Source organism: Streptomyces sp. NPDC059909 (assembly GCF_042730885.1).
In the GTDB taxonomy this organism is placed as follows: Bacteria; Actinomycetota; Actinomycetes; order Streptomycetales; family Streptomycetaceae; genus Streptomyces.
Genome location: NZ_JBHWKX010000012.1, coordinates 43,576 through 66,525, shown reverse-complemented (window position 1 = coordinate 66,525; position 22,950 = coordinate 43,576). Strand labels below are relative to the sequence as shown.

The window sequence follows — 22,950 nt, the reverse complement described above, 5'->3', positions numbered from 1 at the left end:
TGGTCGGTGAGGTCGGTACGGGGCGGTGCGGGGGGGTGCACGGCGGTGCGGGGGGGTGCACGGCGGTGCGGGGGGCGGTGCACGGCGGTGCGGGGGCGAGCACCCGGCGTTCGGTCACTCCGGCGGCCGGGCGGGGGCTTCGGACGGGCCGGCCGGTGGTGCGGCCGCGTCAGGGAAGCCCCCCGGCACCCCGGCCGCCTGCGCCCTGAGCCGTGCGCGCCTGCCCATGCGCTCGGCGTCGCGGCGCGAGGCCACCACGCGCCGGTGCTGCTGGTTGCGGGTGAGCTCGCCGGGAGCGCGCCCGCCGACCACCCGGGCCACCACGAACAGCAGCAGCACGAGGACCATCAGCAGCGCGGCGGCGCCGAACCCGCGGGCGATCAGGCTGGGCTGGGGAGACCCCACAAGACCGAAGGTCGCCAGCGGCAGCGAGACCTGCGGACCGCTGAACGGGTTGGCATTCACGCCCGCCGCGAGACCGGAGGTGAGCAGCACCGGTGAGGTCTCGCCGATCCCGCGAGCGGTGCCCAGGATTACCGCGGTGGTGAGCCCGGAGCGTGCGGTGGGCAGCACCACGGTCCACACCGTGCGCCACTGGCTCGCGCCCAGGGCGTACGACGCCTCGCGCAGCGACCCCGGCACCAGCCGGATGACCACGTCGGCGGCGCGGATGATGATGGGCAGCATCATCACGCCGAGCGCCAGGGCGGCGGCGAACCCGGACTTGTCGACGCCGAGGATGAGGATGACCGTGGCGTAGATGAAGAGTCCGGCCACGATCGACGGCAGCGCGGTCATCGCCTCGACGATGGTCCGTACGAACCGGGCGTACCTGCCCGGCACTTCGTTGAGGAACACCGCGCACGCCAGCCCGAGCGGCACGGTGATCACCAGCGAGATGGCCATCTGCTCCAGGGTGCCGATGATCGCGTGGACGACACCGCCCTGGGTGAGCGGCTCCAGCGGTCCGGTGCGCGACATGTCCTCGGTGAAGAAGTTGAGGTGCACCAGGGCGGGCCGACCGCGCCACAGGGTGTACCCCACCACCAGGAGCAGCGCCGCCAGCAGGAACAGGGCGAGGCTCAGCCACAGCACCGCCGCGACCTTGTCCCGTACGGTCACGCCGCTCTCGTCGAAGGAGACCAGCGCCGCGTACAGGCCGAGGAAGAGGACGTACGCGAGGACCACGAAGCCCAGGATCGAGTCGAACGGGGCGATCCACACGAAGAGGAGGACCGTCAGCGCCAGCGAGCCCACGGCCGCACCGGCCAGGGTGAGGCGGTCCGACGCATGCACGGTCGAGGTGTTCCTGCGGACTTCGGGGGCCGCGTCGTCCGCTGCGCCGGCCGCGGGCCGTACGGTCGCCGACGCGGGCGCGTCCTTGAGGAGTTCGGTCATCTCAGGCCTCCGCCCCGCTGCCCGAGCGGCCGCGGGCCGCGATCGAGGACGCGATGAAGTTCACGATCAGCGTCATGAGGAACAGCGCCAGTCCCGCGGCCATCAGGGCCGACATACCGAACTCGCTCGCCGCGCCGTAGCGCAGCGCGATCAGCGCGGACACGGAGTTGGCGCCGTTCTGCAGGACGTGCCACTGCACGACGAAGACCGGCGAGATGATCATGTAGACGGCGATGGTCTCGCCGAGCGCCCGGCCGAGGCCCAGCATGGTCCCACCGATCACGCCGCCCCAGCCGAACGGCAGGACGACGGCGCGGATCATTCCCCACCTCGTCGCCCCGAGCGCGAAGGCTCCCTCGCGCTCGCCCGGAGGCGCCTGCGAGAACGTCTCCCGCATCACCGAGCAGGCGATCGGGGTGACCATGAGCGCCACGACGATGCCGGCGATGAAGGTGGAGGACGTGTAGACCGTCGTCGTCTGCAGCGGGTCGGTCGGGTCGGACCCGTCGACCGCGAAGACGGGGATCCACGAGAAGTACGTGGAGATCCAGCGGGAGAGCCCGACGATGTACCCCTGCAGGAAGAAGGCGCCGCACAGTCCGTACACCACGCTCGGCACGGCGGCCATGAGGTCCACGAGGCTGACGAGGAACGACCGCAGTCTCCGCGGTGCGTACTCCGAGATGTACAGCGCGGTACCCAGCGCCAGCGGCAGCGCGATGCTGATCGCCACGAGGCCGATGAGCACCGTGCCGACGAGCACCGCGGCGATGCCGAAGTTGCGCGAGTCCGGCTCCCACGCGGAGGTGGTGAGGAAACCGAACTTGGCGACGCCGAGCGCCTCGGACGCACGGTAGGTCAGGAAGACCCCGACCAGGAGCATGACGGCCAGGACCACGGCCCCGCTGCCCCGCGCCGCCCCACGGAAGACGCGGTCCACGGGCGCGCCCCTGCCCCGCACCGCACGCGGTGCGTCCACGGGATCGGGACCCGGCCCGGACACCTGTCCGGCCCCGGGCATGGCGACGGTCATCAGGCACCCGCCCCGGCCCTGGCACGGACACGTTCACGGGGTTGGGCCGGGGCGTGGACGTGGGCCTGGGCGACGGCGTGGCCCTCGTCCTCCGGCTCTGCCCGCGTAGACCCCGCCCCGGGACGCGCGGGACCGGGCAGCTGCATCCCGCGCAGCCGCGGCCGGTTCGGCATCCCCTCGGGCAGCTGGGCCACGGGGACGGCGGCCAGGAACTGGCCGAGATTGAACTGGCACTCCCGATGGCGCAGATAGGTCCGCCCGGCGACGGCGAGGGTCCGCCCCTCGATCTGCACGCGCCACGTCCAGCTGTGCGCCGCGTCCGGCATGCTCATGAGCGCGCGGGCCCCCGCGACCTTCTCGCGCAGCTCGTCCACCGCGGCCTGACACGCCGTGAGCCTGTCGAACGCCTCGGCGCTGCGCCCCAGTTCACGGTTGTTCGCGCCGACCAGCCGCCAGCCGACGGGCCTCTCTCCGCCGTCGGGTCTCTGCGGCGATACGCGCACCACATACAGGAAACGTGCCCGAATCATCGAAACCACCCCCTTCCGCTTCCACCTCTGCGCTTATCGCCACAGGTCGGAAGATCTCCCCAAGCGCACCCGACGGTCGCGGGTTGTGAAGGGGCTGTGTGCACAGAAAGGTGAAGGCCGAACGGAGGGAAAATGAATGAGAGGCTCAGACGAACCCAAGGTAATCGTGATCAAGACATTGATGACGCTGCGCGGCTCCCGGAGGTCCGGTGACGGCGTGTCAGCGTGTCAGTGGACTGCACCTCCCACGCGGCCTGCTCCTCGATCACGCCGACGACGTGATCGGCGAGCGGACGCGCGAGCGGCCGGACGGCCCTCTCGGCCACCCTCATCGCCCCGGCCCGCATGGCCCGCGCGCAAGCCGTCAGGGGCCCCTGTGGGGCTCGTCACCTTCTGTGATATTCGCAGGTCAGCCGACCCCTGCCGCAGGCCGGAACCACTCGGCGAGGTCACCGGAGCCGTTGCCGACGTCACGGCCGGCGCCATCGTCGACCGAGCGGCGGCAGTTGAGGGGCGAGCCCCCCAGGCCCCGGTACCGGCACCGGGCCCCGACGGGCACCGAACCGGCGAGTTGCTCCGGAGGAGGGAACACGCCCGGCCCTGCGACGTCACGTCCCCGGCGCTCGACCGGGGAGCGGCTACTGTCGTCCGACAGGGCGTCACGGTGCGGCCTCGTGATCGGCCCGACCGGCGGAGACGCCGGTCGGAACGTTTCTTCACCACTGGCCTGTGGTGGGGCGGGTGGGACTCGAACCCACGGCCGACGGATTATGAGTCCGCTGCTCTAACCGGCTGAGCTACCGCCCCTTACGGCGCGTCGCGCACATTTGTGCGCGCCGTCTGCCGCAGCATAGCCGCTCATACGATCTCCTGCCTCGGATGGTCGGCGTCGCTCTGACCATGAGGACTGCACGGCCGCCCGCGCGGTTCCGGAAGCCGGGGATCACATGGAAAAAGGACCCCGTGGGGTCCTTTTTCCGTCCGCTCCCCCGGCTGGACTCGAACCAGCAACCCTCCGGTTAACAGCCGAATGCTCTGCCAATTGAGCTACAGGGGATCGCGCTCCCCCGACTGGACTCGAACCAGTAACCTGCCGGTTAACAGCCGGCTGCTCTGCCAATTGAGCTACAGGGGATTGCTGCGTGTGCACCGAACGTACCTACCTCGGGTTTCCCAGGCGGCGCTCGCTCGCTGCGACACATACATTAGCGCAAGCAGGGGGGTGCTCCGCCAATCGGTTCCCCCCGTGACCTCGTGACCTCAGATCCCGGCGTCGGGGACGACGCCGGCGAAGGGTGGCAGCGATGCGATACCGGATCACGTTCATCGCCGGACTGGCCGTCGGTTACGTGCTCGGCACCCGGGCCGGGCGCGAGCGTTACGAGCAGCTGAAGAAGTCCGCCCGGGAGTTCGCGCAGAACCCGGCCGTGCGCAACGCCGCGGAGTCCGCCGCGCAGACGAGCCGCGAGATGGCCGGCAAGGCGTACCACGCGGTGAGCGACAAGGTCGGGGACCATGTGCCCGACTCGGTGGCCGAGCGGGTGCGGTCCCTGCGGGAGCGGAGCCAGGGCGGCGCCGAGGACGACTGGGGCACGAGCAACACGTGACGTCGGTCATGCGCCGGCCTCGGCCGGACGCGGCTCCGGTCGCCTGCGCGGCACCGGCCCATGAGCGCCGCCGGCGCCGGCGGGAGATCCGGCGGCGGACCGCGCGGCGGGGCCGGCGCCGCTGTGACCGTGCCCGGGCCGTGGCAGGCCCCCGAGTGCGGCAGAATCTAACGGCATGGGGATAGTCGCCGGGCTGGACAGTTCGTCCGCCTTCACTCGCATCGTCGTCTGCGACATGGACACGGGCGCCGTGCTGCGCCAGGGGTACGCACCACACCCGGTCGAGGCGAAAGCGAGCGACGTCGATCCACAGGCATGGCTGCTGTCGCTCGGTGAGGCCGCTGCCGGCGGGCTGCTGGAGGGTGTGCAGGCCATCGGCGTGTCCGCGCAGCAGTACGGGCTGATCCCGCTCGACGCCTCGGGGGCACCGGTGCGGCCCGCGCTGGTCGGGAACGACAAGCGGGCACAGGTCGCGGCCGCGGATCTGATCGAGGCGTTCGGCGGGCGGCAGGCCTGGGCCGAGGCCGTCGGATGCGTGCCGCAGTCGGGGCTGCCCGTCGCGAAGCTGCGCTGGCTGGCGCGGAGCGAGCCCGAGTCGGCCCGGCGCACCGCGTTTGTGATGCAGCCCCACGACTGGCTGGTGTGGCAGTTGCTGGGCAGGCCCGCGCGCCGGACGACCGACCGGGGCGCGGCGTCGTCGACCGGGTACTGGTCGGCGGGCACGGGCGCGTACCGCCCGGATCTGGTGGAGCTGGCGCTCGGGAATCAGGCCGCGCTGCCCGAGGTGCTGGGTCCTGCCGACGCCGCGGGGACCACCCCGGAGGGGCTGCTGATCTCCGCGGGCACCGGCGAGACGATGGCCGCCGCGTTCGGGCTCGGGCTCGGGCCCGGGGACGCGGTGGTGTCGCTCGGGGCCTCCGGTTCCGTGATGGCCGTGCACCACGAGGCACTCGCCGACCCGTCCGGAATGATCACGTCCTTCGCGGACGCCACCGGCATGCATCTGCCGGTCGTCCACACCCTCAACGCCGTACGGGCCCTGCGGGGCACCGCCGAGCTGCTGGGCATCGAGGACCTCGCCGAACTGTCCGCGCTGGCGATGAAGTCGACCCCGGGCGCCTCCGGTCTCGTCCTGCTCCCCTATCTGGAGGGCGAGCGCACCCCGCACCTCCCGCACACCGCGGGCACCCTCACGGGCCTTCGCCGCGAGTCGATGAAGCGTGAGCATCTGGCGCGCGCGGCCTTCGAGGGCATGCTGTGCGGGCTCGCCGACGCGCTGGACGTGCTGCGCGGGCGGGGCGTGGACGTCCGCCGGGTGTTCCTGCTGGGGCAGGCCGCGGAGCTGCCCGCGGTGCAGGCCGCGGCGCCGGCGATCTTCGCCGCGCAGGTCGTCGTCCCGCAGCCCGCCGACTACGCGGCGCTGGGCGCCGCCCGGCAGGCGGCCTGGGCGCTCGGGGTGGCGCAGGGCAAGCTCGCCCCGCACACCCCGCCGGCCTGGCAGGGCGCGGCGGCGCAGATCTTCGAGCCGGGCGAGGAGATGCCGGTGGGCCAGGCGGTGCGGCAGCAGTACGTCGCGACGCGGGACCAGGTGCACCCGGGCGCCTTCGGCTCCTGAGGCGCCCGACGGAGGGGCCCCGGATGCGAGGAGGCCGGGCGTGCACGCCTCTCGTGGGGGCGCGTTCTTGACCGGAGCTTGGCGAAATCCCTTGGGCAGCGGGTCGTGGAGTATCGCAAGATTGGGGCGACTCCACGAATTTGCCGACCGAGAGACCTTGGCGTGCTCATACGACTGCTCCGGACGTTCCTGCGTCCGTACCGGAAACCCCTCGCCCTGCTGGTGGCGTTGCAACTGCTGCAGACCAGCGCCACCCTCTATCTGCCCACCCTGAACGCCGACATCATCGACAACGGTGTCATCCAGGGCGACACCGGATACATCCTGTCGTTCGGCGCGCTGATGGTCGCCGTCAGCGTCGTCCAGGTCGTCTGCAACATCGGGGCCGTCTACTACGGCGCCAGGACCGCGGCCGCACTCGGCCGCGACGTACGGGCCGCCGTCTTCGACCGCGTGCAGTCGTTCTCGGCCCGCGAGGTCGGGCAGTTCGGCGCGCCCTCGCTCATCACGCGTACGACCAACGACGTCCAGCAGGTGCAGATGCTGGTGCTCATGGCGTTCACGCTCATGGTCTCCGCGCCGATCATGTGCGTGGGCGGCATCGTCCTGGCGCTCGGCCAGGACGTTCCGCTGTCGGCGGTGCTGCTCGCGGTCGTGCCGGTGCTGGGCATCGCGGTGGCGCTGATCGTGAAGAAGATGCGGCCGCTGTTCCGGACGATGCAGGAGCGGCTCGACACGGTGAACCGGGTGCTGCGGGAGCAGATCACCGGCAACCGGGTGATCAGGGCGTTCGTGAAGGACCCGTACGAGGAGAAGCGGTTCCGCGGGGCGAACACCGAGCTGACCGACGTCTCGATGGCGACCGGCCGGCTCATGGCGCTGATGTTCCCGGTCGTCATGACCGTCGTGAACGTGTCGAGCATCGCGGTGGTCTGGTTCGGTGCGCACCGCATCGACAGCGGCGGGATGCAGATCGGCGCGCTCACCGCGTTCCTCGCCTATCTGATGCAGATAGTCATGGCCGTGATGATGGCCACCTTCATGTTCATGATGGTGCCGCGCGCCGAGGTGTGCGCCGAGCGGATCGAGGAGGTCCTGGCCACCCGCTCCAGCGTCGTACCGCCGGCGCGGCCCGTGCGGGAGCTGGCGCGCCGCGGTCATCTGGAGGTGCGGGGAGCGCACTTCCGCTACCCGGGTGCCGAGGAGCCGGTCCTGCGGGACGTGGAGCTGGTGGCCCGGCCGGGCGAGACGACCGCGATCATCGGGTCCACGGGCAGCGGCAAGTCGACACTCCTCGGGCTCGTCCCGCGGCTGTTCGACGTGACCGGCGGCGAGGTGCTCGTCGACGGCGTCGACGTACGGGAGCTGGAGCCGGCGCTGATGGCGCGGACCGTCGGGCTCGTGCCGCAGAAGCCGTACCTCTTCTCCGGCACGGTCGGCTCGAACCTGCGGTACGGGAATCCCGACGCGACCGACGAGGACCTGTGGCAGGCGCTGGAGGTCGCCCAGGCCGCCGACTTCGTCCGCGCGCTCGGCGGCGGGCTGAACGCCCCGATCGCGCAGGGCGGCACCAATGTCTCGGGCGGGCAGCGGCAGCGGCTCGCGATCGCCCGGACGCTGGTGCAGCGGCCGGAGATCTATCTCTTCGACGACTCCTTCTCGGCCCTGGACTACGCGACGGACGCGGCGCTGCGCGGCGCGCTGGCACAGGAGACGGCCGAGTCGACCGTCGTGATCGTCGCCCAGCGGGTTTCGACCATCCGTGAGGCCGACCGGATCGTGGTCCTCGACGAGGGCCGTGTCGTGGGCACCGGCCGCCATCACGAGCTGATGGAGAGCAACGAGACCTACCGGGAGATCGTGCTCTCCCAGCTGACCGAGGCGGAGGCTGCCTGATGGCGGGTCCTGGCGGACGCATGATGATGGGCCAGTCGGGCGAGCGGTCCATGGACTTCAAGGGCTCGGGCAAGCGGCTGCTGCGGCAGCTCGCTCCCGACCGGCCCACCCTGTGGCTGATGCTGGTGGCCTGTGTGCTGAGCGTGGGTCTTTCGGTGGTCGGGCCGAAGATCCTCGGCAACGCGACCGACCTCGTCTTCGCGGGGGTCGTCGGGCGTCAGCTGCCGGACGGCACGACCAAGGAGCAGGCCGTCGACGGCCTGCGCGAGCGGGGCGACGACGGGCTCGCGGACGTGCTGTCCGGCGTCGACTTCACGCCGGGCCACGGCATCGACTTCGCCGCGGTCGGGAACGTCCTGCTGGTGGCGCTCGTGGTGTACGTGGCCGCAGGGCTGTTGATGCTGGTCGCGACGCGGGCGTCGATCCGGGTGATCAACCGGACCGTGTACCGGATGCGCGAGGACGTACAGACGAAGCTGTCACGGCTGCCGCTGTCGTACTTCGACAAGGCCAAGCGCGGTGAGGTGCTGAGCCGCGCGACGAACGACATCGACAACATCTCGCAGACCATGCAGCAGTCGATGGGCCAGCTGATCAACTCGCTGCTGACCATCGTGGGCGTGCTGGCGATGATGTTCTGGATCTCACCGCTGCTGGCGCTGGTCGCGCTGGTGACGGTGCCGCTGTCCATGTTCGTCGCGGCGAAGGTCGGCAAGCGCTCGCAGCCGCAGTTCGTGCAGCAGTGGAAGTCCACGGGACGGCTCAACGCGCACATCGAGGAGATGTACACCGGCCATGCGCTGGTGAAGGTCTTCGGACGTCAGGAGGAGTCCGCGAAGGACTTCGCCGAGCAGAACGACGCCCTCTACGAGGCCGGGTTCCGGGCGCAGTTCAACAGCGGGATCATGCAGCCCGTGATGTTCTTCATCTCGAACATCAACTATGTGCTCGTGGCCGTGGTCGGCGGTCTCCGGGTCGCGTCGGGCACGCTGTCGATCGGTGATGTGCAGGCCTTCATCCAGTACTCGCGGCAGTTCTCGATGCCGCTGACGCAGGTCGCGTCGATGGCGAACCTCGTGCAGTCCGGTGTCGCGTCGGCCGAGCGGATCTTCGAGCTGCTGGACGCGGACGAGCAGGAGCCCGACCCGGTGGGTGCGGTCCGCCCGGAGAAGCTGCGGGGCGCGGTCGCGCTGGAGAAGGTGGCGTTCCGCTACGACCCGGAGAAGCCGCTCATCGAGGATCTGTCCCTGAAGGTCGAGCCGGGTCACACGGTCGCGATCGTCGGCCCGACGGGCGCCGGCAAGACCACGCTCGTGAATCTGCTGATGCGGTTCTACGAGGTCACGGGGGGCCGGGTCACCCTCGACGGGATCGACATCGCGACCATGTCGCGGGACGACCTGCGTGCCGGGATCGGCATGGTGCTGCAGGACACCTGGCTGTTCGGCGGCACGATCGCCGAGAACATCGCGTACGGCGTGCAGGGCAAGGTCACGCGGGAGCAGATCGAGGAGGCGGCGCTGGCGGCGCACGCCGACCGCTTCATCCGTACCCTGCCCGACGGCTACGACACCGTCATCGACGACGAGGGCTCGGGCGTCAGCGCCGGCGAGAAGCAGCTCATCACCATTGCGCGGGCGTTCCTGTCCGACCCGGTGATCCTGGTGCTCGACGAGGCGACGAGCTCGGTCGACACCCGTACCGAGGTGCTGATCCAGAAGGCGATGGCGCGCCTCGCCCACGGCAGGACGAGCTTCGTGATCGCGCACCGGCTCTCCACCATCCGGGACGCGGATGTGATCCTGGTGATGGAGAACGGGTCGATCGTCGAACAGGGCATGCACGAGGAGCTGCTGGCGGCGGAGGGCGCGTACGCCCGGCTGTACGCGGCGCAGTTCGCGCAGGCCGTGGTCGAAGTCGACTGAGATGCAGGGGAGTTCGGGCCCGGCGGACACGCCGCCGGGCCCGCTCCGGGTAACGGGGACAACGGGGAAGACCGGAGCATGGACAAGGACGTGGGCAACGCGGCCGACGCGGATGACGGCGGCAGCACGGGCGACAGCGGCAACGGGGGACGCGGCGGAGGAAGCCGGGCGATGGGGCTGGGGATGTCCCTGGGCGTGGCCTTCGGCGTCTCCCTCGGGATGCTGATGGACAACCTCGCGGCGGGCATCGCGATCGGCATGGCCCTCGGCGCCGCCTTCGGCGCGAGCGTCGACGCGCGCCGGCGGCGGCAGGGGGAGACGCCGGGGTCGCCCGGGGCCCCGGGCGGCGGCGACACTCAGTCCAGGTAGCCGCGCAGCTGGTCCGCGAAGGCGTGGTCCCGCAGCTTGCTGAGGGTCTTGGACTCGATCTGGCGGATGCGTTCGCGTGTCACGCCGAAGATCCGTCCGATCTCCTCCAGGGTGCGGGGCCGCCCGTCGGCCAGCCCGTACCGGAGCTGGACCACCTTGCGCTCGCGCTCGCCGAGGGTGGAGAGAACCGCTTCGAGGTGCTCGCGCAGCAGGAGGAACGCCGCGGACTCGACGGGCGACGCGGCGTCGCCGTCCTCGATGAGGTCGCCGAGCGCGACGTCGTCCTCCTCACCGACGGGCGCGTGCAGCGACACCGGCTCCTGGGCGAGGCGCAGGACTTCGCCGACCCGCTCGGGCGCCAGGTCGAGCTGGGCGGCGACCTCTTCGGGCGTCGGCTCGTAGCCGCGCTCCTGGAGCATGCGGCGCTGGACACGCACGACACGGTTGATGAGCTCGACGACATGGACGGGGACGCGGATGGTCCGGGCCTGGTCGGCGAGGGCCCGCGACATGGCCTGGCGGATCCACCAGGTCGCGTACGTCGAGAACTTGTAGCCGCGCGCGTAGTCGAACTTCTCCACGGCCCGGATCAGCCCGAGGTTGCCCTCCTGGACGAGGTCGAGCATGGTCAGCCCGCGGCCCACGTACCGCTTGGCGACGGAGACGACGAGGCGGAGATTGGCCTCGATGAGCCGGCGCTTGGCCATCCGGCCCATGACGACGAGCTTGTCGAGGTCGACGGCGAGCTGTGAGTCGAGGTCCGGGGTGCAGGTGAGCTTCTCCTCGGCGAACAGGCCGGCCTCGACACGGCGGGCGAGCTCCACTTCCTCGACGGCGGTGAGGAGCGGAATCCGGCCGATCTCGCGGAGGTACTGCCGGAAGAGATCCGACGAGGGACCCGAACCGGCCTCCGCACGGCCGCCCCGCGGCGGCTCGGGAAGGTCGGGCACCTCGGACAGATCCGGCACCGCCTCGGCCTCCGGCGTCGATGGCGGCTCGTTCTCGGGATGGTGCGCGGCCCGGCTCTGCGGCGGAACGGCCGTGACCGCATCTGCTTCTGTCAGGGTCTGGGTCTGCACGGTGGCGACCTCCAGGGTGAGCGCTGCCGGTTGGGGGGCAGGCGGCAGCGGGACGGGGACGGCGGCCGGGCCGCTGTCCGTCCCGTACACGATGAGCGGATCCGCGGGGGTGAGTGGCCCACCTTCCGTGGGCCGGCCGCGCTCCGAGGACTCAGGCACCGCACCCCAGTGTGGGGTACGACACATCACTGCCACGAGGGGCGTGCGGTGACTTTTTGAGTCCGGTCCGTGACCGGGTGGTTACGGGGCCGGGAGTCCGGGGGTCGCCCCCGGAACAGCACAGCGAGGCCGGTCCATGACCGGGTGGTCACGGGGCCGGGGTCGCCCCACGCGTGGGTGGCGGTTACTCGCGTGCGCGGTGCGGCGGCGGTCTGGGACGATCGGCCCCAGGGGGTGGGCCATGAGCACGGCATGGGAGCGGCGCGACATTCCCAGGGGTCCGAACGACCCGGAGGAGCCGGAGGCGGAGCGTCGGCGGCGCAGGCTGGAACCACCCAGCACGCTCATGACGTTCACCGGGCAGGGCATGCAACAGGAACGGATCTTTGATCCGGCGCTCCTGCACTTCAGCGATGCCTACCGGGCGTCGGAGCCGACCTTCGACGGCCGCCCCGGGGCCACCGCCTGGCGGACGGCCCGCCGTGAGGCGCTGCACTCGGTGCTGGCCGCGATCGCGGCCTCGGGGTGGGTCGACTGCCTGGTGCTGCGCGGCAGCGTGCTGCTCGATGCCTGGTTCGGCGACGCCGCCCGGGAGCCGGGCGATCTGGACTTCGTGGTCGTACCGCCGGACTGGCGCATCGAGCAGGGCCGTACGCAGCGGATGCTCGACGCGATCGCGGAGGCTGCCGAGCGTACGGCGGAGCACCGCGGCGGCCGGGTCCGGATCTCCGCGCGCGGTGCACGGTCCGAGTACATCTGGACGTACGACCGGGTGCCGGGCCGCCGCATGGTGCTGCCCTGGACGGCACCCGGCGTGCCCGGCGGCCTCGTGCAACTGGACTTCGTCTTCAACGAGTTGATGCCGGTCCCGCCGGAGCCCACCGACGTGGGGTCAGGGTCCCTGCTGTGGGCGGCCACGCCGGAGCTGTCACTGGCCTGGAAGCTGCTCTGGCTGTTCACCGACCTCCATCCGCAGGGCAAGGACCTGTACGACGCGGTGCTGCTCGCCGAGCGTCACCCCTTGCGGTACGAGCTGCTGGAGGCGGTCTTCAAGCCCTACGACGCGGCCTGGTACGCCTCGAATCCCGTGGCGCTGAGCCACTTCCGGGACCTCGACTGCGAGAGCGAGTGGGCAGACTTCCGCGCCGAGTACCCTCACCTCGCCGGTGACTGCCGGGCGCACCACGACCGGCTGATCGCGGCGCTGGGCCCGACCTTCGAAGGCCGCTGAGGCCTCAGAGGGCTTCCGCGCCCCTGTTCCGCAGCGACTGCCCGTACTGCTGGAGCACCCACAGTTCGTTCTGCACGGCCGCGGCGTGCTCCGGGTCCGCGTGGGTGCCGAGGCGGGCGAGGGTGCCCTGGACGTCGCGGATGCGGCGGTCGACCGCGCGGAGGCGGACCTGGACGAGCTGGACGCCCGCGTAGGTCTCGTCGACCGTCCGGGCGTGGACGGCCTCCACGGCGAGCTCGGTGATCATCGCGCGGACCGTGTCGTTGGGTGCGGCGTCGCGGACCCGGGCGAGGTAGGCCGGCGCGTCGGGGACGCCCTGCTCGGCGCCGCCCGCGTCGGCGACGGCCTGGCGCACGGCGGCGTAGGGCGGGGCGGTGAACTCGTCGGCCCCGTACGCGTCGAAGGCCGGGGAGACCAGCTCGGGGTGCTGGAGGGCGAGCTTGAGCAGCTCGCGCTCGGTGCGGTGGGCGGGGCTGCGGAGGTTGATCGCGGGGCCGCTGGGCTGCGCGGCGGCGGGGCTCCGGGTGTCGTACGCAGGCGCCTGGCGCGCGGGCGCCGGGCCCTGGCCGCCGCGGTCGCGGGCCCACCTCGCCAGCTGGGCGACCCGCTTCACCACGAACTGGGTGTCGAGGATGCCGAGGAGGCCCGCGAGCTGGACGGCGACCTCGTGCTGCGAGGCGCTGTTCTTGATCCGGGCGACGATCGGCGCGGCCTCGTCGAGCGCGGCGGCCCGGCCGACCGGGGTCTCCAGGTCGTAGTTCTTCACGATCTGCCGGATCGCGAACTCGAAGAGCTGGTTGCGCGGCTCGGCCAGCTCCCGCACCGCCTCGTCGCCCTTGGCGAGGCGCAGCTCGCACGGGTCCATGCCGTCGGGCGCGACGGCGATGAAGGTCTCGGCGGCGAACTTCTGGTCGTCCTCGAAGGCGCGCAGGGCGGCCTTCTGGCCGGCCGCGTCACCGTCGAAGGTGAAGATCACCTTCGCGCTGCCGTTGTCCATCAGCAGCCTGCGGAGGATCTTGATGTGATCGGTGCCGAAGGCGGTGCCGCAGGTCGCGATCGCCGTGGTCACCCCGGCGAGGTGGCAGGCCATGACGTCGGTGTAGCCCTCGACGACGACGGCCCGGCTGGACTTGGCGATCTCCTTCTTCGCCAGGTCGATGCCGTACAGCACCTGGGACTTCTTGTAGATCGCCGTGTCGGGGGTGTTCAGGTACTTCGGGCCGTTGTCGTCGTCGCGGAGCTTGCGCGCGCCGAAGCCGACGACATCGCCGGAGATGTCGCGGATGGGCCACATCAGCCGGCCGCGGAAGCGGTCGATGGGGCCGCGGCGGCCGTCCTGGGAGAGCCCGGACAGGACGAGCTCCTTGTCGGAGAAGCCCTTCCCGCGCAGATGGCGGGTGAGGTGGTCCCAGCCCGCCGGGCTGTAGCCGACGCCGAAGTGCTGGGCCGCCGCCTGGTCGAAGCCGCGCTCGGCGAGGAACTTCCGGCCGATCTCGGCCTCCGCACCGGTCTCCAGCTGCTCGATGTAGAACTGGGCCGCCATCTGGTGGGCCTCGATCAGGCGGATCCGCTCGCCCCGCTGGTGGCTCGGGTTGTACCCGCCCTCCTCGTAGCGCAGCGTGATGCCGGCCTTGGCCGCGAGCCGCTCGACCGCCTCGGAGAACGACAGGTGGTCGACCTTCATCACGAACGTGATGGTGTCCCCGCCCTCCTGGCAGCCGAAGCAGTGGAAGAGACCCTTGCTCGGACTGACCTGGAAGGAGGGGGACTTCTCGTCGTGGAAGGGGCACAGGCCCTTGAGGTTGCCACCGCCCGCGTTGCGCAGCTGGAGGTACTCGGACACGACGGAGTCGATCGGGACCGCGTCCCGTACCGCCTTCACGTCGTCATCGTTGATCCTGCCTGCCACGAGCCGATTCTACGGGGCGGGAGTGACAGCACTGAGCGCAGTGGCGGGGTTCGCCAGTGCTTCGGTGTCCACGGGCGCCCCGGAGCGGATGAGCTCCTGGACGGTCTCCGTGACGTCCCACACGTTGACGTTCATTCCGGCGAGAACCTTGCGGTCCTTGAGCCAGAAGGCGATGAACTGCCGCTTGCCGACGTCGCCGCGGAGCACGACCTGGTCGTACGAGCCGGGCGGCGCCCAGCCCGAGTACTCCATGCCGAGGTCGTACTGGTCGGAGAAGAAGTACGGGATCCGGTCGTACGAGACGTCCTGGCCGAGCATCGCGCGGGCGGCGGCGGGGCCGCCGTTCAGTGCGTTCGCCCAGTGCTCGACGCGGAGCCGGATGTCGAGGAGCGGGTGGTGCACGGCGGCGACGTCACCGGCCGCGTAGATCTCGGGGTCGGAGGTGCGCAGGGAGGCGTCGACGGCGACGCCGCCGCCGTGGGCGCGGTCGACGAGGGCGAGTCCGGCGGATTCGGCGAGGCCGGTGCGCGGGGCGGCTCCGATGGCGGCGAGGACGCTGTGGGCGGGGTGCTCCTCGCCGTCGTCGGTGCGGGCGGCGAGGACCATGCCGTCCTGGCCGACGATCTCGGTGAGGCGGACGCCGAAGCGGAAGCGGACGCCGTGCTCCCGGTGGAGGTCGGCGAAGATCTGGCCCAGCTCGGGGCCGATGACCTGGTGGAGCGGGGTGGGCTCGGGCTCGATGATGGTGACCTCCGCGCCGTAGCCACGGGCGGCGGCGGCGACCTCCAGGCCGATCCAGCCGGCTCCGGCGATCACCAGATGGCCGTTGTCACGACCGAGGCCGGCGAGGACCTGCCGCAGCCGGTCGGCGTGGGCGAGGCGCCGCAGATGGTGGACGCCGGCCAGTCCGGTGCCGGGGACGTCGAGGCGCCGGGGCTCGGCGCCGGTGGCGAGCAGCAGCTTGTCGTAGCGGACGGTGGTGCCGTCACCGAGCCGTACGGACCGGCTCTCGCGGTCGATGGAGGTGACGGGCTGGCCGAGGTGCAGCTCGACGTCGTTCTGGGCGTACCAGGCCGGCTCGTGGACGAAGACGCTGTCGCGCTCCTCCTTCCCGGTCAGATAGCCCTTGGAGAGCGGCGGGCGCTCGTACGGGTGGTCGCGTTCGTCGCCGATCAGGATCACCCTGCCGGTGAATCCCTCGGCGCGGAGGGTTTCCGCGGCCTTGGCCCCGGCGAGTCCCCCGCCCACGATGACGAATGTCCGATGCGCGTCGACCACGTGATGCCTCCTCTTGGTTTCCGCTTCTCCTGCACGCTACGCCGCCTTCTGGGAGCCTCCCGCACGGAGCGTGATGGGGGAAGAGGGGGTGTCCGGGTGGGCGTGTCGGTTCCGGCCATCTCACGCAACCGGCGTGCGCGGCACGCCCGGGGCGGTCCGGGGGCCAGGGGGTGTCTTGTGGATCAGGCCGGATCAGGGAGCGGGGTCCGGTGCGTGCGATCGCAAGGCGGAGGTGGGGGTCCCCCCGCCGAAGGAAGGGGGAGAAATCGACGCGGTGGGGGCACCTCCCGTGCCCGAAGGGCTACGGGTGAGTCGGTGACCTACGACAACGCAGCTGGGGGTACCCCCAGGCGAAGCTCTGGGGGAGTGCGTGCCAGGGCGCGCGCGCCCGGCAAGATCCACAAGACACCCCCCGGCTAGGGCCGGTGCGAGGTCAGGCGGGCGTGGAGCGTGCGGGCCGAGGCGTCCGTGAGCGAGGCGATCTGGTCGACGATCACCCGCTTGCGTGCCCGGTCGTCGGCCGCCGCGTCGAACAGCGCTCGGAACTGCGGGTCCAGGCCCTCCGGGGCGCGGGTGACCAGGGCGTCAGCGAGCTCGGCGACGACGATGCGCTGCTCGGCGCGGAGCGCCTCCTGCTCCGCGCGCTGCATGACGTAGCGGTCGGCGACCGCCTTGAGGACGGCGCACTCGAGGTGGGCCTCCTCCGGGACGACCAGCTCCGCGGCGTACCGGGTGAGCCGGCCCGTCCCGTACGCCTGACGGGTCGCACCCTCGGCCGCCAGGCAGAACCGGCCGATCAGCTGGCTCGTCGCGTCCTTGAGGCGGGCCTGGGCGACGGCCGAGCCGTCGTAGCCGTGCGGCCACCACTCCTCGTCGACGAGACGGTCGAGGGCATCGGCGAGCGCCTGCGGATCGGTGTCCTCGGACACGTAGCGGCCGATGGCCACCGCCCAGATCTCCCGGCGCTCGTGCTCGGACAGCAGCGCGTTCGGATCGATGTGCCCGGCGTGGAGGCCGTCCTCGAAGTCGTGGACCGAATAGGCCACGTCGTCCGACCAGTCCATGACCTGCGCCTCGAAGCACTTGCGGTGGGCCGGGGCGCCTTCCCGCACCCAGGCGAAGACGGGGATGTCGTCCTCGTACACCCCGAACTTCGGCGAGGCCGGGTCGGTGGGGTGGCCGCCGCGCGCCCACGGGTACTTGGTGGCGGCGTCGAGCACCGCGCGGGTGAGGTTCAGGCCGACGCTGACCAGCTCGTCCCCCGCCGCGGCAGCGGCTGATGTCACAGCGGGGGCGCGGACGAAGCGCTTGGGCTCGATACGGGTGAGCAGCCGCAGGGACTGGGCGTTGCCCTCGAAGCCGCCGCAGTCCTTGGCCACGTCGTTGAGCGCCTGCTCGCCGTTGTGCCCGAAGGGCGGATGGCCCATGTCATGCGCGAGGCACGCGGCCTCCACCAGGTCGGGGTCGCAGCCGAGCGCCGCACCCAGCTCACGGCCGACCTGGGCGCATTCCAGGGAGTGCGTCAGGCGCGTGCGGGCGCTCGGGTCCCAGGCCGCGCTGCGCGAGCCGGGGGTCACCACCTGGGTCTTGCCGGCCAGGCGGCGGAGCGCCCCGGAGTGCACCACGCGCGCGCGGTCGCGCTGGAAGGCGGTGCGCCCCGGCCGTTTGTCGGGCTCGGCGGCCCAGCGCGCGGTGGCCGCGGCGTCGTAGAACTGCTCGACGCCGTGGATGCCGTGGTTGTCGGGATGGGTGCTGCTGCCCGTGGTGCCTTCCATGCACCCGACGGTAACCGCAGACGCCGACAGCGTCGCTCAGGCGGTGACCAGTTGGCGCCGGTTCGTCACGGACGGCGTGGCGGCGGTCTCGTCGTACCGCTGCAGCACGAGCCGCGCCATCGCGGGGTGCGCGCCGAGCGGGGCGGCCGAGGTCCAGGGGGCGGCGGCCGCGGCCGCCGACGCGAACCGTCCGGGCGCGGTGAAGTAGGAGGCGACGGCGACACGGTGGCGGCCCCGGGCCGCCAGCGCGCGCACCGCGTCGGAGACGGTGGGCGAGACGGCGGAGGCGTACGCGGGGACGACGGGCACCCCGCCGAGGCGTTCGCTCAGCAGGGCGGCGGTGCGGCGGGCGTCGGCGGCCGACTCGGGGTCGCGGGAACCGGCCGCGGCAAGCACCACTCCGGCGCTGCGGCTGCCGTTGTCCGCGCTGCGCCATCCGGCCTCGGCGAGCCTGGAGTACAGCGCCTCGGCGAGCAGGGGGTGCGGGCCGAGCGGCCGCGCGATCCGGGCGTGCAGCCGTGGTGCGGCGGCGACGGCGGCGGGGATGTCCCGCTTCACGTGGTAGCCGCGGCCGAGCAGCAGCGGTACGAGGACGGCCTCGCGGTCGCCGTGTGCGGTGAGGGCGGCGAGGGTGTCGGGGAGCAGCGGCTCGTCGAGCTCGATGTGCCCGAGGCGGACGTCGAGGCCGGGACGCAGCTCGCGTACGCGGTCGAGCAGCCGGGTCACGGTGCGCGGGGCACGCGGGTCGCGGCTGCCGTGCGCGACGGCGACGAGGGCGGGGGCGGCGGACCGGGCGGGGGCGGCCGGTTCCCGGGTCCCGGATATGAGCAGGTCGTCGGTGGTCGTACTCGGAGAACTCATGGGTCTGCGCACTCCATTGAGCTGGACATGACTGAGCTGTGCCCCGAGCTGTGCCGTGATGCGGCCGAGCAGCTGTGTCGTGCTGTCGAGGGGCAGCGGGTTCGGGGCCAGGGACTCGCGAGGGTGTGCCGACTCCGTCATGGACCGATCCTGGCGGGCGGAGGTTGCCAGGTCGTTGCGCCGGGGTGACGGGTGTTTTCCATGGCCTCACCGGCCCGGCGCCGGCGTTGTCAGGCGGCCCGGCCGTCGGACCCGGCCCCCGCGTGCGCCCGCGTGAGCGCCCGCGCCCGCGCGCCCGCCCGCGTCAGCTCGCCAGCCAGACCTGCAGGGTCGCGCCCGGCACGCAGCCCTGCCGGGACGCCGCGTCGAGGGCGTCGCCGTGTTCGTAGCCGACGAGCGGGAGGCCCGGCCAGAGGCGGGCGACGGTGGCGAGGCAGCCGGACCAGGCGCGGTCGAGGTCGTCGTCGGCGGCGAAGACGTTGGAGACGCCGATGACGGAGTCGCTGCGGCTCACCACGGCTCCGGCGACGGTACGGGCCCCGTCGTCCGTCGTACCGGCGAGGACCGTCGTGGCGCGGTCGGCGAGGAGTTCGGGGCGGAAGAGGCCGGCGAGGCTCTCGTCGCCGCCGGACCACGCCTCCTCCCAGGCGGCCAGACCGCGGGCGCTGCGGACCGGCCGCCAGTGGACGTCATCCGGGGCGACGGGGGCCGCGAGGGTGGCGGGGCGGTGGATCCAGCGTGCCTCGAAGAGCACCTCGAAGCCGTCGGCCGACAGATCGAGGCGCCCGAAGCTGTCCTTGACCGAGCAGCCGGGCGCCTCGCGATCGATCTCGTCCAGCACCTCGCGGGCCGTGGCGTACGGCGACAGGGTCACGGCGTCCGGGTACAGCGGCGGGGTGCGCCGCTCGCTGGTCCAGGCGCGCTCACCGAACACCCCCGGGGTCCCGTGCGCGCGGCACATCGCGTCGCACCATTCGGCGTTGTTCCGGGCAGACGCAGTGATCATGAGCCAATGATGCCGGATCTGCCGGTCCCCTTCGCACCGATTCCGCAGCCCAAGGCGGCCCGGACACAGGGTGGTTCCGCGTGTCCGCGCCACCGAAGTACCCCTCGAAGGGGTGACATGAAACGTGGCCGCGCCGTCGGAGCAGTTCTCTTGATCACATCCATGTGCAGCGCTGAACCGTTCCGCCCGCCGCGGCGTCGGATGAGGTGAGTCGGGGCACAACCACCGGGCCAGGGGGTCACATTCGATGCGCAAGCCGCAGAAGCCGCTGAAGCCGCCGAGGCTGCGGAAGCTCTCGCTCCTGCCGGGCAGCAGGCGCGGGCAGCGGCGCGCCGTGCAGGCCGTGATGCTCGGGTGCGTGCTCGCCCTGGCACCGGCGACCTGGACGCACGCGGTCGCCGACAGCCGCATCCGCACCGTCGACGGCGTGCCCGCGCGCGACGTGGCCGTCGTCTTCGGCGCCGGGCTGTGGAAGGGCCGCCCGACCCCGTACCTCGCGCACCGGCTCGACACGGCCGCCGAGCTGTACCGGACCGGGAAGGTCAAGGTCGTGCTCGTGACCGGGGACAACAGCCGGGCCGAGTACGACGAGCCCGACGCCATGCGCGCCTACCTCACCGAGCGGGGCGTCCCGGACGGGCGCATCGTCAGCGACTACGCGGGCTTCGACACCTGGGACTCGTGCGTGCGCGCCAAGAAGATCTTCGGGGTCGACCGGGCGGTGCTCGTGACGCAGGGCTTCCACATCAGGCGGGCGATCGCCCTGTGCGACGCGGCGGGAGTGGAGTCGTACGGCGTCGGGGTCGCCGAGCCGCACGACGCGACCTGGTACTACGGCGGGGCGCGGGAGATGTTCGCGGCGGGCAAGGCGGCACTGGACGCGGCCTTTGAGCCGGACCCGCGGTTCCTCGGGCAGCAGGAGCGGGGCGTCACGGAGGCGCTCGCCTCGGCCGCCGCACGCTGAGCAGCTCCGCCAGCACCGCGGTCCGCGCCGGCCGGCTCACCCCGGACCGCGGTCCGGGCGGAGGGCCGCGTACCGGAGCCGTAATAGGAGGCGACCACCGCCGTAACACGGACGACGCACGCTGAGTGCCATGTCCCGAGCACCAGCCCCCGCCGCCGTCGCCCCCGCGCTCGTCCCCACCCACTGCCCGTACTGCTCTCTGCAGTGCGGCATGAACCTGCGCGGAACCGGGACCACGGTCGAGGTCGTCGAGCGCGACGACTTCCCCGTGAACCGGGGCGCCCTGTGCGGCAAGGGACGTACGGCACCCGCGGTGCTCTCCTCCCGGGTACGGCTGACCGGGCCCCTGGTCCGACGCCCCGCCACAGGCAGGCTCGAACCGGCCACCTGGGAGGAGGCCCTCCGCGTCACCGCCGAAGGGCTCCGGCGGACCCGCACGGTCCACGGCGCCGACGCCGTCGGCGTGTTCGGCGGCGGCGGTCTGACCAACGAGAAGGCGTACGCGCTCGGGAAGTTCGCCCGGGTCGTGCTCGGCACCTCGCAGATCGACTACAACGGCCGCTTCTGCATGTCGTCGGCCGCCGCCGCACACCACAGGGCGTTCGGACTCGACCGGGGGCTGCCGTTCCCGCTGGAGGACGTCCCGCGCACCGGCTGCGTCATCCTCGTCGGCTCCAACCTCGCCGAGACGATGCCGCCGGCGCTGCGCTACCTCAGGGAGCTGAAGGAGAACGGCGGCACGCTGATCGTCGTCGACCCGCGCCGTACGAAGACGGCCGAGCAGGCCGACCTCCATCTCGCGCCGCGCCCCGGCACCGATCTCGCGCTCGCGCTCGGGCTGCTGCACCTGGTGGTGGCGCAGGGGCGGACGGACGAGGAGTTCATCCGGGAGCGCACGACGGGCTGGGAGGAGGCCAGGGCGGCCGCGATGGCCCACTGGCCCGAGCTGGTCGAACGGATCACCGGCGTCGGGGTGCCGCAACTGCGCGCCGCCGTGGGCATGTTCTGCGACGCACCCACGGCGATGGTGCTCACGGCCCGCGGCCCCGAGCAGCAGTCGAAGGGCACGGACACGGTCGGCGCCTGGATCAACCTCGCCCTCGCGACCGGGAACGCGGGCAGGCCGCTGGCCGGATACGGCTGCCTCACCGGGCAGGGCAACGGGCAGGGCGGGCGCGAGCACGGCCAGAAGGCCGACCAGTTGCCCGGCTACCGCAAACTCGACGACCCGGCGGCGCGGGCCCACGTCGCAGGGGTGTGGGGCGTCGACCCCGACTCGCTGCCGGGCCCGGGGCGCAGTGCGTACGAACTCCTCGACGCACTGGGCCGGGACGTGAAGGCGCTGCTCCTGATGGGCTCCAACCCGGTGGTGTCCGCGCCGCGCGCCGCGCATGTGGAGGAGCGCATCCGCGCGCTCGACTTCCTCGCCGTCGCGGACGTGGTGCTGTCGGAGACGGCGGAACTGGCGGACGTGGTGTTCCCGGTGACCCAGTGGGCGGAGGAGACGGGGACCACGACGAACCTGGAGGGCCGGGTGCTGCTGCGACGGCGCGCGATCACGCCTCCGGAGGGGGTACGCAGCGACCTGGAGCTCCTGCACGGGCTGGCCGGGCTGCTGGGGCACGAGAAGGGGTTCCCGACGGACCCGGAGGAGGTGTTCGGGGAGCTGCGCCGGGCCTCGGCGGGTGGGCCCGCGGACTACTCGGGCATCAGCTACCGGCGGTTGGAGGAGGAGAACGGCGTCTTCTGGCCGTGCCCGGACGCGGCGCCGGCGAGCGGCCCCGTACGGGAGCCGCATCCGGGGACCCCGCGGCTGTTCCTGGAACGGTTCGCGACACCGGACGGGCGGGCGCGGTTCGTGCCCGTCGTGCACCGGGAGGCCGGGGAGGAGACGGACGCGGACTTCCCCGTCGTGCTGACGACCGGGCGGGTCGTGGCGCAGTACCAGTCCGGGGCGCAGACCCGCCGCGTCGCCGAGCTGAACGCCGCCGCGCCGGGGCCGTTCGTCGAGCTGCATCCGCATCTCGCGGCGCGGGTGGGGGTGGCGGACGGCGAGCCGGTCGTGGTGGTGTCGCGACGGGGGCGGGCGGTGGCACCGGCCCGGGTGACGGACACGATCCGGCCGGACACGGTGTTCATGCCGTTCCACTGGGCGGGCGCCGGACGGGCGAACACGCTGACCAATCCGGCGCTCGACCCGGTGTCGCGGATGCCGGAGTTCAAGGTGTGCGCGGTGCGACTGGAGCGGGCGGGCCTCCTTCCGAGCCCGTCCGGCGATTGAGGACGGACACACGGGCCGACCGGACGGTACCGGT

Annotated in this window: 17 protein-coding genes and 3 tRNA genes; 8 read left to right on the top strand and 12 right to left on the bottom strand. The window is 72.2% G+C overall.

Translation table 11 applies throughout. The features are described from left to right. Positions 1 to 114 precede the first annotated feature (114 nt). The 6 genes from pstA to ACFV9O_RS11400 form a co-directional block, all read right to left on the bottom strand. On the bottom strand, positions 115 to 1,398 hold the full coding sequence (gene pstA / locus ACFV9O_RS11425) for a phosphate ABC transporter permease PstA (RefSeq protein ID WP_385415504.1): 1,284 nt from the start codon (positions 1,396 to 1,398) through the stop codon (positions 115 to 117). 1 nt (position 1,399) lies between these two features. After that, positions 1,400 to 2,431: a phosphate ABC transporter permease subunit PstC gene (gene pstC, locus ACFV9O_RS11420; RefSeq protein ID WP_385415502.1), complete on the bottom strand. Its 1,032-nt coding sequence runs from the start codon at positions 2,429 to 2,431 to the stop codon at positions 1,400 to 1,402. Beyond that, positions 2,431 to 2,961 (bottom strand): hypothetical protein, encoded by a 531-nt coding sequence (locus ACFV9O_RS11415; protein ID WP_385415500.1) that lies wholly within the window; start codon positions 2,959 to 2,961, stop codon positions 2,431 to 2,433. The genes pstC and ACFV9O_RS11415 overlap by 1 nt, the downstream gene beginning before the upstream one ends. Before the next feature lie 730 nt (positions 2,962 to 3,691). Further along, positions 3,692 to 3,768, bottom strand: a tRNA-Ile gene (locus ACFV9O_RS11410). Positions 3,769 to 3,945: 177 nt separating this feature from the next. After that, positions 3,946 to 4,018: transfer RNA gene (locus ACFV9O_RS11405), tRNA-Asn, on the bottom strand. 5 nt (positions 4,019 to 4,023) lie between these two features. After that, a tRNA-Asn gene (locus ACFV9O_RS11400) sits at positions 4,024 to 4,096 on the bottom strand. Positions 4,097 to 4,265: 169 nt separating this feature from the next. On the opposite strand from ACFV9O_RS11400, the gene ACFV9O_RS11395 reads away from it, so the two are divergent. From ACFV9O_RS11395 to ACFV9O_RS11375, 5 genes are all read left to right on the top strand, one after another. Further along, positions 4,266 to 4,568 (top strand): YtxH domain-containing protein, encoded by a 303-nt coding sequence (locus ACFV9O_RS11395; RefSeq protein ID WP_385415498.1) that lies wholly within the window; start codon positions 4,266 to 4,268, stop codon positions 4,566 to 4,568. Positions 4,569 to 4,743: 175 nt separating this feature from the next. Beyond that, the gene (locus ACFV9O_RS11390; protein WP_385415496.1) at positions 4,744 to 6,183 is read left to right on the top strand and encodes an FGGY family carbohydrate kinase; all 1,440 of its coding nucleotides are present in this window, start codon (positions 4,744 to 4,746) and stop codon (positions 6,181 to 6,183) included. 162 nt (positions 6,184 to 6,345) lie between these two features. Next, positions 6,346 to 8,079 carry an ABC transporter ATP-binding protein gene (locus ACFV9O_RS11385; RefSeq protein ID WP_385415493.1) on the top strand — a complete coding sequence of 578 codons (1,734 nt, stop codon included), beginning with the start codon at positions 6,346 to 6,348 and terminating at the stop codon, positions 8,077 to 8,079. Beyond that, a complete protein-coding gene (locus ACFV9O_RS11380; RefSeq protein ID WP_385415492.1) occupies positions 8,079 to 10,004 on the top strand; it encodes an ABC transporter ATP-binding protein in 1,926 nt (641 codons plus the stop codon). Before ACFV9O_RS11385 ends, ACFV9O_RS11380 begins: the two co-directional genes overlap by 1 nt. Before the next feature lie 78 nt (positions 10,005 to 10,082). Continuing rightward, complete coding sequence (locus tag ACFV9O_RS11375; RefSeq protein WP_385415488.1) at positions 10,083 to 10,373, top strand: hypothetical protein; 291 nt, start codon at positions 10,083 to 10,085, stop codon at positions 10,371 to 10,373. Here ACFV9O_RS11375 and ACFV9O_RS11370 read toward each other — a convergent pair. Next, complete coding sequence (locus ACFV9O_RS11370; RefSeq protein ID WP_385415485.1) at positions 10,361 to 11,611, bottom strand: RNA polymerase sigma factor; 1,251 nt, start codon at positions 11,609 to 11,611, stop codon at positions 10,361 to 10,363. The genes ACFV9O_RS11375 and ACFV9O_RS11370 overlap by 13 nt on opposite strands. A gap of 241 nt (positions 11,612 to 11,852) precedes the next feature. Between ACFV9O_RS11370 and ACFV9O_RS11365 the strand changes: the two genes are divergently transcribed. Beyond that, entirely contained in the window at positions 11,853 to 12,842 is a 990-nt protein-coding gene (locus ACFV9O_RS11365) for a nucleotidyl transferase AbiEii/AbiGii toxin family protein (protein ID WP_385415482.1), read from the top strand. Positions 12,843 to 12,846: 4 nt separating this feature from the next. Here the strand turns inward: ACFV9O_RS11365 and dnaG are convergent, their stop codons facing one another. The 5 genes from dnaG to ACFV9O_RS11340 form a co-directional block, all read right to left on the bottom strand. After that, a complete protein-coding gene (gene dnaG / locus ACFV9O_RS11360) occupies positions 12,847 to 14,751 on the bottom strand; it encodes a DNA primase (RefSeq protein WP_385415479.1) in 1,905 nt (634 codons plus the stop codon). A 9-nt stretch (positions 14,752 to 14,760) separates the two neighbouring features. Then, positions 14,761 to 16,029: an NAD(P)/FAD-dependent oxidoreductase gene (locus ACFV9O_RS11355; RefSeq protein WP_385415476.1), complete on the bottom strand. Its 1,269-nt coding sequence runs from the start codon at positions 16,027 to 16,029 to the stop codon at positions 14,761 to 14,763. Positions 16,030 to 16,445: 416 nt separating this feature from the next. Beyond that, complete coding sequence (locus tag ACFV9O_RS11350) at positions 16,446 to 17,804, bottom strand: deoxyguanosinetriphosphate triphosphohydrolase (protein WP_385415473.1); 1,359 nt, start codon at positions 17,802 to 17,804, stop codon at positions 16,446 to 16,448. A gap of 36 nt (positions 17,805 to 17,840) precedes the next feature. Then, positions 17,841 to 18,806 (bottom strand): sirohydrochlorin chelatase, encoded by a 966-nt coding sequence (locus tag ACFV9O_RS11345; protein ID WP_385415471.1) that lies wholly within the window; start codon positions 18,804 to 18,806, stop codon positions 17,841 to 17,843. A 163-nt stretch (positions 18,807 to 18,969) separates the two neighbouring features. Then, the gene (locus tag ACFV9O_RS11340) at positions 18,970 to 19,671 is read right to left on the bottom strand and encodes a hypothetical protein (protein WP_385415468.1); all 702 of its coding nucleotides are present in this window, start codon (positions 19,669 to 19,671) and stop codon (positions 18,970 to 18,972) included. 247 nt (positions 19,672 to 19,918) lie between these two features. Between ACFV9O_RS11340 and ACFV9O_RS11335 the strand changes: the two genes are divergently transcribed. Together ACFV9O_RS11335 and ACFV9O_RS11330 are read left to right on the top strand one after the other, a co-directional pair. Continuing rightward, a complete protein-coding gene (locus ACFV9O_RS11335) occupies positions 19,919 to 20,635 on the top strand; it encodes a vancomycin high temperature exclusion protein (protein ID WP_385415465.1) in 717 nt (238 codons plus the stop codon). A 130-nt stretch (positions 20,636 to 20,765) separates the two neighbouring features. Further along, positions 20,766 to 22,916, top strand: coding sequence for a molybdopterin oxidoreductase family protein (locus tag ACFV9O_RS11330; RefSeq protein WP_385415463.1), 2,151 nt, complete (start codon positions 20,766 to 20,768; stop codon positions 22,914 to 22,916). Positions 22,917 to 22,950: the final 34 nt, after the last annotated feature.

Bases quoted from the DNA above. Each gene is read 5' to 3' on its own strand.
- pstA (WP_385415504.1), bottom strand. From the start codon at position 1,398: ATGACCGAACTCCTCAAGGACGCGCCCGCGTCGGCGACCGTACGGCCC.
- pstC (WP_385415502.1), bottom strand. From the start codon at position 2,431: ATGACCGTCGCCATGCCCGGGGCCGGACAGGTGTCCGGGCCGGGTCCC.
- ACFV9O_RS11415 (WP_385415500.1), bottom strand. From the start codon at position 2,961: ATGATTCGGGCACGTTTCCTGTATGTGGTGCGCGTATCGCCGCAGAGA.
- ACFV9O_RS11395 (WP_385415498.1), top strand. From the start codon at position 4,266: ATGCGATACCGGATCACGTTCATCGCCGGACTGGCCGTCGGTTACGTG.
- ACFV9O_RS11390 (WP_385415496.1), top strand. From the start codon at position 4,744: ATGGGGATAGTCGCCGGGCTGGACAGTTCGTCCGCCTTCACTCGCATC.
- ACFV9O_RS11380 (WP_385415492.1), top strand. From the start codon at position 8,079: ATGGCGGGTCCTGGCGGACGCATGATGATGGGCCAGTCGGGCGAGCGG.
- ACFV9O_RS11375 (WP_385415488.1), top strand. From the start codon at position 10,083: ATGGACAAGGACGTGGGCAACGCGGCCGACGCGGATGACGGCGGCAGC.
- ACFV9O_RS11365 (WP_385415482.1), top strand. From the start codon at position 11,853: ATGAGCACGGCATGGGAGCGGCGCGACATTCCCAGGGGTCCGAACGAC.
- ACFV9O_RS11350 (WP_385415473.1), bottom strand. From the start codon at position 17,804: ATGGAAGGCACCACGGGCAGCAGCACCCATCCCGACAACCACGGCATC.
- ACFV9O_RS11345 (WP_385415471.1), bottom strand. From the start codon at position 18,806: ATGACGGAGTCGGCACACCCTCGCGAGTCCCTGGCCCCGAACCCGCTG.
- ACFV9O_RS11340 (WP_385415468.1), bottom strand. From the start codon at position 19,671: ATGATCACTGCGTCTGCCCGGAACAACGCCGAATGGTGCGACGCGATG.
- ACFV9O_RS11335 (WP_385415465.1), top strand. From the start codon at position 19,919: ATGCGCAAGCCGCAGAAGCCGCTGAAGCCGCCGAGGCTGCGGAAGCTC.
- ACFV9O_RS11330 (WP_385415463.1), top strand. From the start codon at position 20,766: ATGTCCCGAGCACCAGCCCCCGCCGCCGTCGCCCCCGCGCTCGTCCCC.